Consider the following 17,060-nt stretch of genomic DNA (forward strand, 5'->3'; position numbering starts at 1 on the left):
AATATAGGTCACACGTCCGTCGTCCCGCGAGCCGTCAGTCCGGAGCTGTCGCCCCGCGAAATCCCGAATCGGGCGAAAATCGAGAGAGACGCCGCGACGGCCCCTCAGAAGGTGATGACTTCGTAGTCGTCGTCGACGAGCGACCGAACGCTCGGGTGACCGTCGTACTCGGCGAGGGTGGCCAGCCCGGAGGCGGAGACCGCGTCCGCGACGTCGAACGCGCTCGCACAGTAGTCGCAGACCGCCGCGTCGTCGCGGACCGCCTGGTACAGCTCGTGGTAATCGCTCTCCTCGTCTTCCAGTTCCGGGATCCACTGCGTCCCGGCTCCGTCGAAGATGAGCTTCAGCTCGTCGCCGTCGGTCTCCGCGAACTCCTTGGCCGCCTCCAAGGCGTTCGCGAGGCGACCGTAATCTGCGTGCGACTCGTTCCCGGCGAGGATCACGATTGCGGCTTTTGCCATCGTGAATCTCCGTAACTCGCGGCCGTAAAAGACCCGCTCGCGGCTGTGCGTTCGCTACGTCGGACCGATGACCGACCGAGGGGATGAGGTCGGAGATCTCACTCCGTCGCGCTCCCCGTCCGTGCCGCCGGCACCGTCCCCGCCTCCGCCGTCACCAGTCGCGAGACACCGGCGTCTCGCTCGCGTCGACGGTCGACAGGAGCCACGCCGCGGCGTCGGCGAGCGCGTCGTCGTCGGTGGCGGTCACCTTCAGCCGGTTGTGGTCCGCCTTGCGGTCGGGGTAACAGCCGACGGCGACGTCGAACCGCTCCATCGCCTCCCGCAGCGCGGGGACGATGTTCGATTCGGGCTCGACCGTGTAGAGGAACCGCGAGCGGCGGTCGCCGGCGAACTCGTCGGCGACCGCCTCGAACGTCGCTCTCAGCTCGTCCGGGATGCCGGGCATGACGTAGACGTCCTCGACCACGCAGCCGGGCGCGAGCCCCGCGTCGGTCACGAGCGGGCGGCTCCCCTCGGGGACCGCCGCCTCCGCCTCGACGTCGACGTCGAACTCGCGGTCTGGGACCCGCTCGCGGATCGCGGCCAGCCGCCGCTCGACGGACTCGCGCGTGAGGTCGGTGGGGACCATCTCGCGATCGAACGCGTCCGCGACGGCCTCCATCGTCACGTCGTCGGGGGTGCTGCCGATGCCGCCCGTCACGATCACGGCGTCGAAGTCGGCGGCGTACTCCCCGACGCGGTCGGCTATCTCTCCCCTGTCGTCCGGGATCGAGAGGATCCGTTCCACGGCGACGCCGCGCTCGCTCAGCTCCGCGGCGAGCCAGTTCGCGTTCGTGTTCACCGTGTCGCCCGAGAGCAGTTCGTCTCCGACCGTGATCAGCGCGACCTCCATCGGTGCGCCGTACGGTCGGGCGACGGATGTACGTTTCCCGCCCCGAGCGGGAGTCGAGCTGCGTCCCGGAAGCGACCACCAGAAGGGCTAATTGTTCGGTTCGTGTATCCCGAGTTATGGCCCTCCACGCGGTCGAAAACGTAGAGAGAGCGTTCGGCGTCACTCGGGAGTTCCTGACGCCAGTCACCGTGCGTCGCTGGCTGAAGCTCGCGGTCGTCGTGTTCTTCGTCGGGGGCGGCGTCGGCTTCCCGACGGCACAGTTCGGCGCGTCGACGCCGACGGGAGACGTCGCTCCCGGTGAGGTACCGTCCGCCCTTTCAGTCGACGTGTTGACGCTCGCCGTCGCGGTCGTCGCCGTGTGCCTCCTGCTCCTCGGCGCGTTCGGGCTGATCGGCGCGATCATGGAGTTCGTGCTGATCGAGTTGCTTCGCACCGGCGAGGTGTCGCTCCGACGCCACTGGCGGAAGCGGTGGCGGCAGGGGCTCCGCCTGTTCGGGTTTCGGATCGCGATCGGACTCCCGATGATCGCGCTGTTCGCCGGCTGGCTCGCGCTGCTCGTCGTTCCCGTCCTGACCGGACGCGATCCCGCGTTCTCCGCCACGGCGTTTCTCGTCGGGCTCCCGGTGATGTTCCTCGTCGGCGTCGGGTACGCGTTGGTGTCGGGGTTCACGACCGCGTTCGTCGTGCCGCTCATGATCCAGTCGGACTCGGGCGTCCTCGCGGCGTGGCGTCGCCTCTGGCCGTCGATCAAGCGTTCGTGGAAACAGTACCTGGCGTACGTCGCGGTCGGGTTCCTGTTGACGGTCGCGACCGGGGTCGTCGTCTCGGTCGCGGTCGCGCTCGTCGCGCTCGTGCTCCTCGTCCCCGTCCTCGTCGCGGCCGCGGTCGTCCACGCGACCGTCTCGGTGACGTCGCCGATCGGACTCGCCGTCCTCGTCGCGCTCGCGGCGCTGTTCGGCGTGGCGCTGCTCGTCGTCGGGACGCTCTCACAGGTCCCCGTCGTGACGTACCTCCGGTACTACGCGCTGCTCGTGCTCGGCGACGTCGAGGAGTCCTTCGACGTCCTCGCCGATCCGCGACCGTCGGCCGCGGATCCGTGACGGGTCCGATCTGCCGACACCAGACCGTAAGCTGCTCCGGACCGAGCGGCGCGCATGAGACGACCGCTCCTCGGCGCAATCGGTGTCCTCACGGCGCTCGTTCCGGAGCGTCTCGCGGGAGCGTTCGAGGGTCTCGCGGTCGAGGACCCCGCGTCGGTGGCATGGAACGAGCGCCTCACCGACGGCGTCCGCGCGATCGGCGTCGTGTACGTGCCGCTCGCGCTCTGGGAGCGTCGGCAGCGGAACGGGACGTGACCGAGACATCTCGACGAACGTCTCCGAACAGACCGCACGCTCAAAACAGCGACTCCAACTCCCCGTCGCTGTCCATCAGCTCCGCGAAGCGGTCCTCGCTCTCGTCGGTGATCTCCCCTTGGTTCCGCTGTGCCTCGATCGCGACCTGCTGAAGCTCCTTGACTCGCGGAACGTTCGTCACCCCGCCGAGCAGGACGAGCGCCGCGACCGTTCCCCCGCCGCGTCGCGGATAGTCCCCGCCGCGGACCTCCATCGAGCCGGTCTGTTCTTCGAGCCACTTGCGACCGTGCTCGATACCCTTCCGGTTGAGGTACGCCGGCGGCCCGGCGACGACGAGCAGCGCCCGCTCCGTGCCGCTCGCCTCGCAGGGCAGGGTGAGTCGACCGAGCGTCGCCTTCCGGACGAGGCTCGTGACCCGATTGGTGGCCTCCGTGCTGTCGATCCCGGCGGTCGAATCGTCGCGGAGCCGCGACAGCAACCCCGATCGCTTCGCTTCGTCCACCTCGACGTCGGCGTACCCCAGCGACGAGATGCCGCCGCCTTTGAGCGTGTTGATGATCTCGGAGGAGTCGACCACGCTCTCGGCGACGTCGCTCCCCTCGGTGATCTCGCCGGCGCTGAACAGCACGCCGAACCGCCGGACCAGTTCCCTGTTGATCGCGTCGAACCCTTCCCCGACGGACTCGCCCGAACTGCGCCACGCGTCGTTGTCGAACAACAGGAGGTTGTCCACCTCGTCGACGAACGTCTTGAGCGATCGGGCGGCGTTCAGCGTGTAGATCCCGCCTTCGTCGCTCCCGGGCAGAATGCCGAGCCCGTACACGGGTTCGGTGTAGATCCGCTTGAGGTTCTTCGCGATCACGGGCGCACCGCCAGAACCCGTCCCGCCGCCGAGCCCGGCGACGACGAGGAACGCATCGATCTCGTGGACCGGGATCGAGTCGAGCGCCCCTTGGATCTCGTCGATGTCCTCCTCGGCCACCGCTGCGCCCAGTTCGTTGTCCGCGCCCACGCCGTGGCCCTTGACCCGCGACTGCCCGATCAGGATCCGTCGGTCAGTCGGAAGGCGGTCGATCCCGTCGAGATCCGCTTTCGCCGTGTTGACCGCGATCGCTCCCCGAACGATGTCTGCGCCCGTCTCCGCGTCGTAGGCAAGGAACTCGTCGACCACCTTCCCACCCGCCTGTCCGACCCCGATCAGTGCGAGTTTCATGTGAACACACCGCACGTATCTACGCGGGTCGGACTGATAAAGGTTCGAAGCCCGATCCGATCCAAATTATAATGAGGGATCGCGGCCTCGCTTGGGAGGTGACACGCGACACCACGCGCCGCGCGGTCCTCGCGAGCGTCCTCGCCGCCGGCAGCGCCGGGCTGGCGGCGAGCGACGCGGCCGACCTCCTCGACTCGTTCGCGCCGCTGTCGGGCGAGGCGTGGGACGCCGCCGACCGCTCGCTTCCCGAGACCGTCGAGAGCCCGCACGGGGCGGCGACGGTGGCCCGCGACGAGTTCGGCGTCCCGCAGATCGAGGCGGACGAGGAGCCCGCGGCGTACTTCGCGGTCGGCTACTGTCAGGCGTTCGACCGGCTGTTCGCGATGGACCTCCAGCGGCGAGTGATGCGCGGGCGGCTCTCGGAGGTGATCGGCGAGGCGACGCTCGACAGCGACGAGTTCAACGTCGCGATGGGGTTCGCCGACGCCGCCGCGGCCACGTGGGACGTCGTCGCGGAGACGCGCGCCGGACCCCTCGTCGAGGCGTTCGCGGACGGCGTCAACGCCGCGACCGACGACCTGCCCCTCCCGCTGGAGTTCGATCTGATCGGCTACGAGCCGGAGCCGTGGACCCCGGTCGACTCGATGCTGATGGAGAAGCAGATCTCGTGGACGCTCACCGGGGACTTCGGCGAACTGCGGCGCGCGCTCGTCGCCGAGCGACTGGGCGCGGAGCGCGCTGAGACGCTGTTCCCGACGCGGTACGACCACGACGACGCGATCCTCGACGGGACGGAGACGCGGCTGGGCGGGAGCGCCGAGAACGCTCGCGGTGCGGGCGAGCGCGCGTCGACCGGCGAGCCGCGCGGCTCCGTCGACCCCGTCGACCCGGAACTGGCCGACTGGCTCTCCGGCTTCGAGTCGCCGACGGGCGTCGGCTCGAACAGCTGGGTCGTCTCCGGCGACCACACCGCGAGCGGGACGCCGACCGTCGCGTACGACCCGCACCTCTCGCTCCAGGCGCCGCCGCTGTGGTACGAGCAGTCGGTCACGACCCCCGAGCGGTCGGTGCGGGGCGCGACGTTCTCGGGCGTCCCGTTCGTCATCGCGGGCGCGAACGACCGCGGCGCGTGGTCGTTCACCAACCTCGGCGCGGACGTGTTGGACTGCTACCAGTACGACGTCGACGACGCGGGCGACCGCTACCGGTACGACGGCGAGTGGCGGCCCTTCGAGACCGACGAGACCGAGGCGATCCCGGTCGCCGGCGGCGAGGACCGGGAGGTCCGCGTGCGGCGCACCGTCCACGGCCCTCTGATCGAGCGCGAGACGGAGACGGTCGGCGTCGCGTGGACGGGCCACACCGCGACGCGCACGACGGTCGCCATCGAGGCGTACGGGCGCAGCGAGGGGATCGACGACCTCCTCGACGCGACCCGCGACTTCGACCTGCCGACGCAGAACCTCGTGTACGCGGACGCGGACGGCCGGACGCTCTACTTCGCGACCGGCCGGCTCCCGATCCGCCGCACCGACGGCGCGGTCGTCGACGGCGACCGGGTCTTCGACGGCTCCGCGGGCGAGGGCGAGTGGAGCGGGTTCGAGCCGTTCGGCGAGTCCTCGTGGGAGGGGTTCGTCCCCTTCGAAGAGAAGCCGCACGCGATCGACCCCGACGTCCTCTCGACCGCCAACCAGCGCCCGATCGACGACCCGACCCACTACGTCGGCGTGAGCTACGCCGCCCCGTACCGCGGGTCACGGATCGCCGACCGGCTCGACGCGGCGACCGACGACGGGGGGTCGACGGACCCCGACTTCCACCGCGCCCTCCAGAACGACGTGCGCGACGGGCGCGGCCCGGAACTGGTCCCCGGGCTGGTCGCCGCGGTCCGCGACCGCGACGACCCCGACCCCTCGCTCGTCGACGCCGCCGACGCCCTCGACGAGTGGGACTACCGGATGCGGCGCGGCTCGCGCGCCGCGCTGCTGTTCGCCCGCTACCTCCCGCACTTCCGCGAGCGCGTCTTCGGCCCGGCGTTCGCCGCCGCCGACCTCGGCGAGGGGTACTACCCGAGCGACTGGACGCTCGCGCGGCTCCCCGACGACGACCCGCTGTTCGACGGGCGGTCGCGGTCCGCCCTCGCGGTGAGGGCCCTCCGCGACGCGCTCGACGAGGTCGGGGCGGAGGGGTGGGAGACGTACGGCGACTACAACACCACGCGGTCGATGCGCCACCCGCTCGGCGGCGAAGCGCCGTTCCTGAACTACGGGGCGCTACCGGCCGACGGGTCGCCCGCGACCGTGAAGAACTACCGCGTCGACTCCGCGGTCGGGTCGAGCTGGCGGATGGTCGTGCGGCCGGGGACCGACGCGACCGCGGTCCTGCCGGGCGGGAACTCCGGCGACTACTTCTCCGAGCACTACGACGACCAGCTCCGGCGGTGGCTCGGCAACGACCAGCGGCCGATGCCGCTCGACGCCGGCGGCGAGCCGGCGGTGCGGTTCGAGCCGTCGACGGAGGGGTCGCAGTGAGCGACTCGCCGTCTCCGACCGACTCGTCGCCTCCAAGCGACTCGCCGTCTCCCCTCGACCGCGTCCGGACGGAGCCGCGACCGCACGCGGTCGCACTCGTCGCCGCGGTCGGGGTCGGCGTCGCGCTCGCGTTCGTCCACTGGGTCGGGCTGATCGCCGCGGGGGCGCTCGCGTCGGTCGTCGCGCCGACGGTCCGCCGCGGGGTCGGCTACGCGCTCGCCGCGGGGGTCGTCGCCCTCGCGGCGTTCGCGGTCGCGCTCGGCCCGGCCGCCGCAGCGGTGCCGGGGATGCGCCCGGTCGTCTACGTCGCGGTCGGCGCGGGCCTCGCGCTCCCGCTGTTCGGGTCGCTCGCGCGGGCCGTCGTCACGTGAGCGAGGCGCGGGAAGTCGGGGCCTAGTCCAGCCGCTCCACTTCGGCGGTCTCGTCGGTCTCCACGTCGCCCGTGTTCCGCGTCCCGCTGGGTTCGAACAGCACGATCTCGGCCTCCGGCTCGGCGACCGGGCGGTGCTCGGTCCCGCGCGGGACGACCGTGAACTCCCCGGCCTCCAACACCGCGTCCGCGGCCTCGCGGAACTCGATCCGGAGCCGCCCGGCGTGGACGAGGAACAGCTCGTCGGCCGACTCGTGACTGTGCCAGACGAACTCGCCGTCCGCCTTCGCGAGCTTGACCGCCTGCCCGTTACACTCGGCCGCGAGCCGCGGGGACCACGTCTCGTCGAACGAGTCGAACGCCTCGGTGAAAGAGATCGGCTCCATACCCCCGGTCGGCGGCGGAACGGTAAAGTCGCTGTCCACCGGTCCCGACGAGCCGGGGATCGCGGTCGGCCGAGCCACAGCGGAGGTATATATCGCTCCGGAGCGGTTCGGACCGCTCGGGACGGCGGCGGACCCCTCATATAAGCGTTTACGGGGGGGCTGAGCGTGTCGCGACGTATGACAGCGACCCACGCGGACGGCGGAAGCGGTCCGGTCCGAGCGGCCAGAGCGGAGCTCCGAGTCGAGCGGCGGCGGGTCGTCGACGAGCGAGAGGCGTTCCGCGCGTTCAGCGCCCGCGTGTCGTCGATTCCGGACGAGAGCGCGAACGCGGGCCCGTCGGACCCCGCTGCGGCCGACGGGTTCGCCGGCGTCGGCGGCGCGGTCGGCGGCGCGGTCGGCGGTTCGGGGGGCGGAGCGGCGTCGCCCGGCTCCCGGCTGGTCGCGGTGCGCGACGCGTACCGCGCCACGGTGATGTCGGTGCCGCACTACGAGACGGAGTACGACGACACCTACGAGCGGAGCGTGGCCGAGGAGTTCGGCCCGGAGCTCGCCTACGCGCTCACCCGGACGAGCCGTTTCCACGAGGAGTACAAGCGGTCGCTGCTGAGCGCCGCGGAGACCGCGGTCCAAGAGCGCGAGGCGTTCCTCGATGCCGTGGAATCGGAGATCGAATCGATCGAGCGCGCGGGCTCCCGGCTCGACCCGATCCGGAGCGAGATCGAGGCGATCGAGGACGAACTCGGCGCCGCCGGGAGCGAGGGGGGTGCCGAAGCCGAGGTCGAGACACCCGGATTCGGGGCGCTCGACGCCTGCCGGACCCGAACCGAGGCGCTCACGGACGACTGCGACCGCATCGCAGGGCGCCGCCAGCGGGTGCTTGCCGACCACCGGCGACGGCTCGCGCTCGGCGACGACCTCGACCTACCCGCGTACTGCTATCAGACGCTCGACGTCACGTACCCGGTGCTCGCGGCGGTCGGCGCGGTCGGCGACCGGCTGGAGTCGCTCCGGTCCCGGATCGAACGGGCGATGGCTCGGGGCCGATGACAGAGCCATCGAGGATGGAGCAGCGGTGACATCCGCGGATCAGAGGGCCGTAACCGCCAGAATACGGGCTAGCGTCAGCTTAATGATTGTTCACGGTTTATGTTACCATATGTCATGTAGAATCACGTGTAACGAGTGCGAGCTCGACCAGTGGCTCAACGACTGCGTGACCGCTCACAAGCTGGCGAAGGAACACGAGGCCCGCTACGCCGACCACTGGATCACGCTTCGGGATCCCCCCGAGGACGACGCCGTCCCCGGGCACGTGCGGCAGTCGGGGTCGGGATAGCCGTGACCGAGACCGCCGACGGTGCGTCGTTCGTCCCCCATGCGAGGGCGAATCGAGTCCGCCGCGGCCACCGGCACGCCCGAATGTCTCATTTCCGACCGCGCCGAAGAGTGACAGCCGAACGGTCGAACGGTGACATATGAAGGACCCGGTGTTCTGCTTCGATAGGGACAAGACGGTGGACGTACGCCCGCCGGAGCGAGGGCGGGCGGTGCCGCTGACTTGGGTCCAGTACTACGCGCACCGCACGGACCACGATGTCTGGGCGACCGGTAACCCGCGGCTCTGCGGCGAGGCGGGGATCCCTTCACCGCGTGAGGCTCGGGAGCTGCTCGTCGCGGCCGGTCGGGAGCCGGTTGCGCCGTACGACCGGATGAACGGCGGCCGGATCGACCGGCTCCGCCTCCTCGATCAACTGTACGCGGAGAGCTACGACCGGGAAGCGCGGTTCGTGGTCGTCGACGACACCGACGTCACCGAGTACACGGACGGTCGGCCATGGACGTACTACGGCCCGACAGAGTTCGTCGAGGCCGTGGAGGGCGGGGCGTACCCAGAGCCGGACCCCGGAGCGGTTCGCGGGGATTCGTACGGCGACCCGGAGCGCGGGGACCGGTTTCGAGCGCAACTGAACAGGTTCGAACGGCGCCTCTCGACGTGAGGCGAGTCGCGCGTTCCGCGCGCGGCCCGTCAACGGACGTGAGTATAAATGCCGGACCGCCCTGTACCCGGCATGGAGTGGCAAGGGGACCCCCATTCGGACCTTCCATTCGAGGAGTGGAAGCGGACGAAGCGCCTCCAGCGACCGGCCGAGCCGTTCACCGTGCGGCGGGTGGACCCCGACCGGATTCAACACGTGACCGTCTACACCGACACGGTCGACAAGGCGCAGGACGGCGAGCGACACCCGGTCTTCACGCCGGCGGACGCTCGGTTCGCCGGCTTCTTTCGGACCGCCGAAGCGGGGGCCGTGCGCCGCGGCGAGTGGGACCGTCGGTTGCTTCCCTTCGACGAGTACCTTCCGTACGTGGGGCTCCGCCGACACTTCGTCGACGGCGTCGATTGGGAAGACACCCGATACTATCGGAATATCGTCGACTGTATCACCGGCGGATCCCCGCTGTGGGGCTGTGAGACCGAGGCGGAGTTCCGCGACCGCTGCGGGGACATCGACCGGCTGTACGACCGCATCGACCGCGAGGGGTACCGACCAGCAAGCGAACTGCGAGAGGGCAAACTCCGGTACGATGAGATCGCAGTCAACGTCGGGCGCGACGGACACCTCCTGTTCAACGACGGTAAGCACCGCCTCTCGGTGGCCAAGCTGTGCGACGTGGACGACGTCCCCGTCCGGGTGATCGTTCGCCACCAGAGGTGGGTCGCGGAGTCGGACCGCGAGTTCCCGTCGGAGTGACGGTTTCGAGGCCGCAGTCGTAGCCGAGGCGGTCCCCGCGACTCGCGTGCGGGCCGGTATGACGGTCCGGCGGCAGCTATCGACCGGCGAACGAGGAGCGGTCAGGCGTAGCCGAGCTCCTCCAGCCGCTCTCGGATTTCCGGATCGACGGAGCCGGTCTCGTCGCCGTCGCGGTTATCGGGGACCCCTTCGCGGAGCGCGACCAGCTTCTCCTGCGGGGTCTCGGTCGGCGACTCGCCGGTCTCGGTCCACCCCTCGTCGCTCTGGAAGCCGTAGTAGCCGTCCGCGACCAGCCCCCGGTACTCGACGTCGACAGCGTCGATCGCAGCGGGCGCGTAGCCGCGCTCGAGGAGCGTCTCGCGCCGCATCGACGCGATACCGTTGTACTCGGTGAGATACGTCGCCCGCCGCTCGCCGTTTGCCGTCCGGAGGTCGCGGCCGCGGCGGTCAGGCTCGGTACCGTCGGCGAGCGCCAGCACGGTGTGGTAGACGTCGAGCAGCGAGACCGGGGCATCCACGCGCTCGTCCGAGAAGTCCGGGCCGGTGACGACCAGCGGGACGTTCGTCACCTCGGGGTAGAGGCCGTACCCGTGTTCCCAGACGCCGTGTTCCCCGAACAGTTCGCCGTGGTCGCCGAGCGTGACGACGTAGTCGAACCGCGCCGACAGCGCCTCGAACGTCTCGCGGTAGACATCGCTTAGATACCGCACGCAGTCATCGTACGCGGCCCGCGCGCGCTCCGGGTCCGGCCCCGCGTGCTCCCGGTCGACGCCGTCCGCCAGCGCCTCGTCGGGGTCGTCGAACCGGTTGCGAAGCGTCGCCTCAAACGCGGGGCCGAGCTCGTACGTGTCGCCCGACCGATACGACGGAGGGGCGCGGTACGGTTGGTGCGCCTCCATGAGGTTCGCGAACAGGAACGTCGGCCCCGAGGGGGACAGTGACCGGCTCAGGTCGCGGAACCGACCGGCTCCGTCGTCGCTGTCGCCCAGCGGGGTCCCCGTGACCGCCTCCGCGAAGCCGAACCGAAGCGACCGTCCGGTGTCGTAGTCGCCGCGCAGCGCCGCGGCCGCTCCGGTCAGATACGCCAGTCGCGGGTGTTCGTTCTCCTCCAAGTGTCGGTACCAGTTGAACACCGACGCGGTCGGGTACTTGGTGTCCCGAGTCCCGTCGAACACGTCGAACCCGCGGTCGTAGCCGTAGGCCGGCGAGACGTTGATATTCGCCGAGAAGGCGCGCGTTCGGTAGCCCGCCGCCGAGAGCTTTTCGGCGAGGGTCCGCTCGGGCGTCGAGAGCGTCCAGTCAGCGACCGTCACGTCCGCCTCGCTGGGGTACATGCCGGTGAACAGGGAGGCGTGCGCGCCGCCCGTCCAGTGGCTCGTCGAGTACGCAGCGTCGAACCACGTCCCCGGGAGCCACTCGAACGCCTCCCCGAACGCGTCCGCCCGAACCGTATCCAGCACTACGACGGCGATGTTCGTCACGGGTGTCATATCCGACCGGCGCGGATATATATGCCACGTCGGTTTCTCCAGACGTTCCGGACGAACTAGGTGGCTACGGTGCGAATTAGCAACAGCACAGATCACATATACGGGGGTACATTTTATTTAACTCGATCTAGTATAATGGTTAGTAGTGATAAATACCAGAGGTACCGTCCGTATTTCAGTCGTTCAGTTAGACGAGTACGGACCGTGGACGGTCGAACCGTCGCCGCGACGGGAAACGGACCTACAGGCGCTCCAGGCGCGCCTGTACGCTGACTTCGCCGATTTCGTCGGCCGCAGCGACGGCTACGCGTTCTTCAATCGGTTCGACAACATGCTCGGCATCGCCAACGGTATCGATGTCGCGGAGTACGAGCGGTTCCAAGAGCGCGTCCGTAACCAATACCCGATCACCGTCAGCGTCGGCGTCGGAGAGGGAGAAACGCCGGTCCGCGCGGTGGAAGTGGCGAGCCAACAGCTCCAAGACGCGGGGAGCGCCCAGGACCCCGACCGGCGAGAAGTTCTCAACGCCGGGGACACGAGCGACTCGTCCGGTTACGTCACCGTCGGACACTTCGACATCGTCGACGTGACGGAGTCGTTTACCGACACGGAACACGCCGCGACGGCGGGAGTCGCGATCCAGCAGTCGATGCTCGCGCTCAAGCAGCGGCTCCTCGCCGAGTACGACAGTGTCGCCCAGTTCGTCGGCGGAGACAACATGATCGCCGTCTGTCCGCAGTTGAGCGAGGACGTGTTCGGCGACGTCGTCGACCACGTCTACGACCAGACTGGCATCGAGTTTCAAGTCGGCATCGGCTCGGGACCGACGGCACACGGAGCGGGCAACCGGGCGAAGGAGGCGCTCGAACACTGTCGAGAGACCGGGACGAGAGTCCACGAAGCCACGCCGATACAACAGCAGGTGACGGATGACTGAACGGGCGCTCGTGTTCACCGACGAGCGGGAGGTCAGCATCAAGACGACTGAGACGGCGGATCCGGCCGCGGACCAGGTGGCCGTCGACGCCCACCTCTCGGCCATCAGCTCGGGGACCGAACTACTGGTCTACCGGGGTCAGGCTCCGTCCGGCATCACGGCCGACTCGTCGTTGAAGACGATAAACGGCGACCTCTCGTTCCCGCTTCAGTACGGCTACTCGTTAGTTGGGAGCGTGGTCGACGTCGGAGACGACGTCGACGACGCGTGGGTGGACCGGGAGGTCATCGCCTTCCACCCGCACCAGACGCGGTTCAACGCCACGACGGACTGTCTGATCCCCCTGCCGCCGGATCTCGAACGGCGAGCGGGCGCCCTGTTCCCGTCGGCGGAGACGGCCACGAACTTCCTGCTCGACGGCGCACCGAAGGTCGGCGAAAGGGTAGTTGTGTTCGGGGCCGGTGTTATCGGCCTCTGTACGATCCGCCTGCTCGCAGAGTTCCCGCTCGACTCGCTGGTCGTCGTCGAACCGCGCGCCTCGCGGCGCGATCTGGCGCGGGAGTTTGGCGCCGACAAGGTGGTCCCGCCGGGGGAAGCCGACGCCCCGTTCGAGTCCGTCGACGACGACCCCGTGGGCGCTGACCTCGTGTACGAGCTCTCGGGGCGGCCGGACACGCTCAACGACGCGATAGACGTTGTCGGGTACGACGGCCGGATCGTCGTCGGATCGTGGTACGGGTCCAAGCGGTCGGCACTCCGGCTCGGGGGGTCGTTTCACCGCGACCGCATCGACGTCATCTCGAGTCAGGTGAGCACGATCGACCCGACGCTGCGCGGTCGGTGGTCGAAGGACCGCCGCACGGGTACCGCTCTCGACGGTCTGCGGACGATCGATCACGAGGCGCTGATCACCGACGAGATACCCTTCGAGCGGGCTGAAGACGCCTACGAGCGACTCGACGATGCGCCCGAAGGGACGGTCCAAGTACTCCTTTCATACGAATAACACATGCCAGCAAGCAAGAAATCCGATACGTGCGACGGGACGCACGGACTGATGGTCAAGCGGGAGTTCATCTCACAGCACTACCTGACGGTCCCGGACCCGAAGCCGCCGGAGGGAGACGTCCACAGTCACCGGTTCACCGTGGAGGTCGAGTTCGCGGCCGACTCGCTGGCCGAGTACGGCTACCTCGTGAATATCAACGAGGTGGAGTCGCTCCTCGACGATATCGAGGCGCGGTACCGCGATACGCTGCTCAACGACCTCCCGGAGTTCGAGGGGCGGAACCCGAGCGTCGAGCACTTCGCCCGGATCGTCTGTGAGCGGTTCTGTGAGGACCTCGCCGACGACAGTCCGGACGAGGTCACCGTCCGGATCTGGGAGGACGACCTCGCGTGGGCGAGCTACCGGGCGGCGATATGAAACACGCGCAGATCCGGTATCTAGAGGCCAAACACAGCGTCGACGAGCGCTCGCGCTCGCGCAGGGTCGCGGACCGGTTGTTCGAGGCGCTCCCGGCGTCACCGACGGTCGGCGAAGCCGGAGCGGGGACCGGAGCGGCGGTACCGTGGCTACTCGAGCGGGGGGTGACCGCCGGGTCGTACAGAGGGGTCGACCTGTCACCGACAGTGGTCGCTTACGCGCAGCGGACCCGGCCGGCCGCGCTCCGGTATCGGGGGTACAGCGCCGTCGACACCGAGAGCGGCGGCACCGTCGGCGACTTCCGGTTCGGGTTCGAGGTGGGCGACGCGCTCCAGGTCCTCCGGGAGCGAGATCACGACCTCGTCGTCGCCCAGCAGTTCATGGATCTCGTCCCGCTGGAGTCGGCCGTCGACATGCTGACGGCGGCGGCCGGGGACGGCGGCCTCGTGTACTGTCCGCTGACGTTCGACGGTGTGACCGTCTTCCAGCCGGACCACCCCGCTGACGACGAGATACAGCAGGCCTATCACGAGGCGATCGACAACGACGCCGACCGCGAGACGCGCGCGGGGCGACACCTCCTCGAGGAGTTCCGCGACCGGGGCGGGTCGCTGCTCGCCGCCGACGCCTCCGACGCCATCGTTCGTCCCCGGAACGGCGGGTATCCAGCCGACGAGCGCTACTTCCTGAGCTGCTTGCTCGGGTTCGTCGAGGAGTCGGTACAGCCGGAGGCGGTTCCGGCAGTCGACGACTGGCTGTCAGTGAGGCGCGACCAGCTGGTGGACGGGCAGCTCTCCTACGTCGGACACAGGTACGACTTTCTGTACAGAACGCCGGCTGAAGGGGAGTGAGACGGCGTTCTCCGGCCGCGTCATCGAGGCGTCTTCGTCGGCCCGTCGGCTGAGGACGCCGGGCGGTTCGGCGGATCGGGCGCGGGGCGCCGTCCCGGACCCGGTCGGTCCTGCGTTGGTCCCGGCACCGGGCGTCGAGCGGCCACAGCCGCGGGCGTATTGCCCGGCGCCGGAACGAAGCGCCGACGGTGTCGGGACGGGTCCCGAGCGGGGACCGGCGAAGGCCGCCGGCCACAGTCCCGACCGCGGCAGACCGATCCTTCTAATCGCGGGCGATCGAACGCCCCCACATGACCGAGGATCTCGGCACGCCGGTGTTGGACGACCACCTCCACCTCGACCCCCGACACGGGCGCGGGATCGAGGCCGTCGAGGAGTTCGTCCGGCTCGGCGGCACCCACCTGCTCGTGGTGAACAAGCCCTCGTGGCTGCTGGGCGTCGAGCCGGACGAGCCGGCCGACTTCCGGGCCGTCTTCGAGGAGACGCTGGAGACGGTGGCGGCCGCGACGGAGGCCCTGCCCGGGCGCGCCTGGCCCGTCCTCGGCGTCCACCCCGGGCTGATAAGCCGGCTCGTCGACGAGCGCGACTTCGCGCCCGCGGCGGCCCGCGACCTCATGCGCGGCGGGCTGGCGGTCGCGAGCGAGTACGTCGCCGACGGCGACGCGGTCGCGCTGAAGTCCGGCCGCCCGCACTACGACGTGAGCGACGCGGTCTGGGAGGCGTCGAACGCGGTCACGCGCCGGGCGTTCGAACTGGGCGCGGACGTCGACTGCGCGGTCCAGCTCCACACCGAGGCCACCGAGGACCTGACCGACCTCGCCGCGGTCGCCGAGGAGTCCGGGCTCGACCCCTCGCGCGTCGTCAAACACTACGCGGCGGGCGAACTGGCGGGCGTCACCCCGAGCGTGATGAGCGACAAGGAGCGGCTGGAGCGCGCCGCCGCGGCGGGCGAGCCGTTCCTGATGGAGACCGACTTCGTCGACGACCCGGACCGACCGGGGATGGTGCTGGGGCCGAAGACCGTCCCGCGCCGGGTGCGCTGGCTGCTGGACGAGGGACTCGACGAGGCTGTCCGGCGGGCGCACGTCGAGACTCCCCGAGCCGTGTACGGGATCGACACCGAAGCGACGCTAGAAAGCGAGCCCTGAATCCGGCGGTTCACGCGAGTGAGGCGCCCTCTCGGGCGGCGATCGATAGGAAAGGCATTTGAGTTGGCCGGGCGACGTACGGGACATGACCGACGACGACGCCGTTGAAACGTTCTATACCGACGAACGCTGGCAGAACTGGCTCGACAGGCTCGCCGAGGAGGACCTCGACCCCGAGAACGAGGACTCGGCGCGGCTCCTCTTGAACCTTCAGGACGACGCGGCCATCGCGGTGGTGAAGGTGCTCGCGGCGTTCGACGAGGACCGCATCGACGAGGACCGCGCCGTCGAGGAGATCCGCGACATCCGCGAGATCGTCCTCGCCGACGTCGATTTCGACGACGAGGACAAGGTGATGCTGATCGACGGCGTCCAGACCTCGCTCGTCCCCGTGTTCTACGCGGCCGAGGAGTACGTCGTCGGCGGCGTCGTCGACGGCGACGTGAGCGAGTTCGTGCGCGCGGCCGCCGAGGCCGAGGAGGGCGAGGACCTCGACGCCGCACTCGGCTACGTCGTTCAGGCCGGGACCCGCGTCGTCGACGGCGAGGCGCTCGACATCGAACTCGTCGAGGACTTCGAGTACGGCCTCGTCTCGGAGTGGGTCAACGGGCTCGACTCGCTCCAGTCGGCCATCGAGGACCCGGAAGTCGTCGAGGAAGAGGACTGACGGCGTCGGCTGACCCTCCGCGTCCCCGATCCGACCCTCCACTCTCGGTTCGATCGAGGTGAACCGTTTTGAGCACGCGCGACGTTCGGACCGTATGGTCTCCCTCGCGGCCGGACTGGCGATCGCGCTGCTCGCCGTCTGGACGGCCAGTTCGTTCGTCCCCCTCGTGCCGAGCGGCGTCCTCGCGGCGCTGACCGTCGTCGGCTACGCGTACACGACCGGCTTCGCCGAGCCGGGCCTCGCCGTGCTGGTCGCGCTCGTCCTCGTCTCGCTTCTGGCCTCCGTCGCGGAGTTCGTCTCGGGGATGGTCTCCGGGCGGCTCGGCGGCGCGTCGACGCGGACCGTCGTCGTCGGGACGATCGCGGGCATCGTCCTCCTCGTTCCGCTCGGCCCGCTCGGGATCGTCGTCGGGCTGGGCGGCACCGTCTTCCTCGCCGCCCTCAACGAACACGACGGCGACGCGCGCGAGGCCGCTCGACAGGCGGCCTACGCGGTGGTCGGAGCCCTCGCCAGCGCGCTCGTCCAGGCGGTCATCCTCGCCGGCGTCACCGTCGCGTTCGCGCTGTCGGTCCTCTGACTCTGG

The 17,060-nt window shown here is 69.7% G+C and carries 20 protein-coding genes; 15 read left to right on the forward strand and 5 right to left on the reverse strand.

What is annotated here, in order from left to right:
• Window positions 1–104: 104 nt before the first annotated feature.
• The gene (locus C464_RS03930) at window positions 105–461 is read right to left on the reverse strand and encodes a DsrE family protein (RefSeq protein ID WP_006112251.1); all 357 of its coding nucleotides are present in this window, start codon (window positions 459–461) and stop codon (window positions 105–107) included.
• A 151-nt stretch (window positions 462–612) separates the two neighbouring features.
• On the reverse strand, window positions 613–1,353 hold the full coding sequence (locus C464_RS03935) for a competence/damage-inducible protein A (RefSeq protein ID WP_006112252.1): 741 nt from the start codon (window positions 1,351–1,353) through the stop codon (window positions 613–615).
• A 116-nt stretch (window positions 1,354–1,469) separates the two neighbouring features.
• Here C464_RS03935 and C464_RS03940 point away from each other — a divergent pair, with 116 nt between their 5' ends.
• Both C464_RS03940 and C464_RS03945 read left to right on the forward strand, forming a co-directional pair.
• Window positions 1,470–2,453, forward strand: a complete 984-nt coding sequence (locus C464_RS03940; protein WP_006112253.1) for a DUF7544 domain-containing protein — start codon at window positions 1,470–1,472, stop codon at window positions 2,451–2,453.
• A 54-nt stretch (window positions 2,454–2,507) separates the two neighbouring features.
• Window positions 2,508–2,708, forward strand: a complete 201-nt coding sequence (locus C464_RS03945; RefSeq protein ID WP_006112254.1) for a hypothetical protein — start codon at window positions 2,508–2,510, stop codon at window positions 2,706–2,708.
• Between the two features lie 40 nt (window positions 2,709–2,748).
• Here C464_RS03945 and C464_RS03950 read toward each other — a convergent pair whose 3' ends face one another.
• Window positions 2,749–3,921 (reverse strand): tubulin/FtsZ family protein, encoded by a 1,173-nt coding sequence (locus C464_RS03950; protein ID WP_006112255.1) that lies wholly within the window; start codon window positions 3,919–3,921, stop codon window positions 2,749–2,751.
• A gap of 98 nt (window positions 3,922–4,019) precedes the next feature.
• On the opposite strand from C464_RS03950, the gene C464_RS03955 reads away from it, so the two are divergent.
• Both C464_RS03955 and C464_RS03960 read left to right on the forward strand, forming a co-directional pair.
• Window positions 4,020–6,452, forward strand: a complete 2,433-nt coding sequence (locus C464_RS03955; RefSeq protein WP_006112256.1) for a penicillin acylase family protein — start codon at window positions 4,020–4,022, stop codon at window positions 6,450–6,452.
• Window positions 6,449–6,823: a hypothetical protein gene (locus tag C464_RS03960; protein ID WP_006112257.1), complete on the forward strand. Its 375-nt coding sequence runs from the start codon at window positions 6,449–6,451 to the stop codon at window positions 6,821–6,823. Before C464_RS03955 ends, C464_RS03960 begins: the two co-directional genes overlap by 4 nt.
• A gap of 22 nt (window positions 6,824–6,845) precedes the next feature.
• Here C464_RS03960 and C464_RS03965 read toward each other — a convergent pair whose 3' ends face one another.
• Window positions 6,846–7,208, reverse strand: a complete 363-nt coding sequence (locus C464_RS03965) for a cupin domain-containing protein (protein WP_006112258.1) — start codon at window positions 7,206–7,208, stop codon at window positions 6,846–6,848.
• 177 nt (window positions 7,209–7,385) lie between these two features.
• Here C464_RS03965 and C464_RS03970 point away from each other — a divergent pair, with 177 nt between their 5' ends.
• The 4 genes from C464_RS03970 to C464_RS03985 all read left to right on the forward strand — a co-directional run bounded on the left by C464_RS03970 (window position 7,386) and on the right by C464_RS03985 (window position 9,958).
• On the forward strand, window positions 7,386–8,255 hold the full coding sequence (locus C464_RS03970; protein ID WP_006112259.1) for a DUF7260 family protein: 870 nt from the start codon (window positions 7,386–7,388) through the stop codon (window positions 8,253–8,255).
• 109 nt (window positions 8,256–8,364) lie between these two features.
• Window positions 8,365–8,544, forward strand: a complete 180-nt coding sequence (locus C464_RS03975) for a hypothetical protein (protein WP_006112260.1) — start codon at window positions 8,365–8,367, stop codon at window positions 8,542–8,544.
• A gap of 139 nt (window positions 8,545–8,683) precedes the next feature.
• Window positions 8,684–9,205: a hypothetical protein gene (locus tag C464_RS03980; protein ID WP_006112261.1), complete on the forward strand. Its 522-nt coding sequence runs from the start codon at window positions 8,684–8,686 to the stop codon at window positions 9,203–9,205.
• Window positions 9,206–9,277: 72 nt separating this feature from the next.
• The gene (locus C464_RS03985) at window positions 9,278–9,958 is read left to right on the forward strand and encodes a hypothetical protein (protein WP_006112262.1); all 681 of its coding nucleotides are present in this window, start codon (window positions 9,278–9,280) and stop codon (window positions 9,956–9,958) included.
• A 101-nt stretch (window positions 9,959–10,059) separates the two neighbouring features.
• Here the strand turns inward: C464_RS03985 and C464_RS03990 are convergent, their stop codons facing one another.
• On the reverse strand, window positions 10,060–11,448 hold the full coding sequence (locus C464_RS03990; protein WP_006112263.1) for a sulfatase-like hydrolase/transferase: 1,389 nt from the start codon (window positions 11,446–11,448) through the stop codon (window positions 10,060–10,062).
• Between the two features lie 172 nt (window positions 11,449–11,620).
• Between C464_RS03990 and C464_RS03995 the strand changes: the two genes are divergently transcribed.
• The 7 genes from C464_RS03995 to C464_RS04025 all read left to right on the forward strand — a co-directional run bounded on the left by C464_RS03995 (window position 11,621) and on the right by C464_RS04025 (window position 17,054).
• Entirely contained in the window at window positions 11,621–12,385 is a 765-nt protein-coding gene (locus tag C464_RS03995) for a GTP cyclohydrolase IIa (RefSeq protein ID WP_049910833.1), read from the forward strand.
• Window positions 12,378–13,391: a zinc-dependent alcohol dehydrogenase gene (locus C464_RS04000; protein ID WP_006112265.1), complete on the forward strand. Its 1,014-nt coding sequence runs from the start codon at window positions 12,378–12,380 to the stop codon at window positions 13,389–13,391. Before C464_RS03995 ends, C464_RS04000 begins: the two co-directional genes overlap by 8 nt.
• 3 nt (window positions 13,392–13,394) lie before the next feature.
• Window positions 13,395–13,811, forward strand: coding sequence for a 6-carboxytetrahydropterin synthase (locus tag C464_RS04005; protein WP_049910826.1), 417 nt, complete (start codon window positions 13,395–13,397; stop codon window positions 13,809–13,811).
• Window positions 13,784–14,662, forward strand: coding sequence for a hypothetical protein (locus tag C464_RS04010; RefSeq protein WP_006112267.1), 879 nt, complete (start codon window positions 13,784–13,786; stop codon window positions 14,660–14,662). Before C464_RS04005 ends, C464_RS04010 begins: the two co-directional genes overlap by 28 nt.
• Window positions 14,663–14,952: 290 nt before the next feature.
• Window positions 14,953–15,810: a TatD family hydrolase gene (locus tag C464_RS04015; protein WP_006112268.1), complete on the forward strand. Its 858-nt coding sequence runs from the start codon at window positions 14,953–14,955 to the stop codon at window positions 15,808–15,810.
• An 85-nt stretch (window positions 15,811–15,895) separates the two neighbouring features.
• Complete coding sequence (locus C464_RS04020) at window positions 15,896–16,477, forward strand: DUF2150 family protein (RefSeq protein ID WP_006112269.1); 582 nt, start codon at window positions 15,896–15,898, stop codon at window positions 16,475–16,477.
• A 94-nt stretch (window positions 16,478–16,571) separates the two neighbouring features.
• Entirely contained in the window at window positions 16,572–17,054 is a 483-nt protein-coding gene (locus C464_RS04025; RefSeq protein WP_006112270.1) for a DUF456 domain-containing protein, read from the forward strand.
• Window positions 17,055–17,060: the final 6 nt, after the last annotated feature.

This window comes from Halorubrum coriense DSM 10284 (assembly GCF_000337035.1).
Classification (GTDB): Archaea; Halobacteriota; Halobacteria; order Halobacteriales; family Haloferacaceae; genus Halorubrum; species Halorubrum coriense.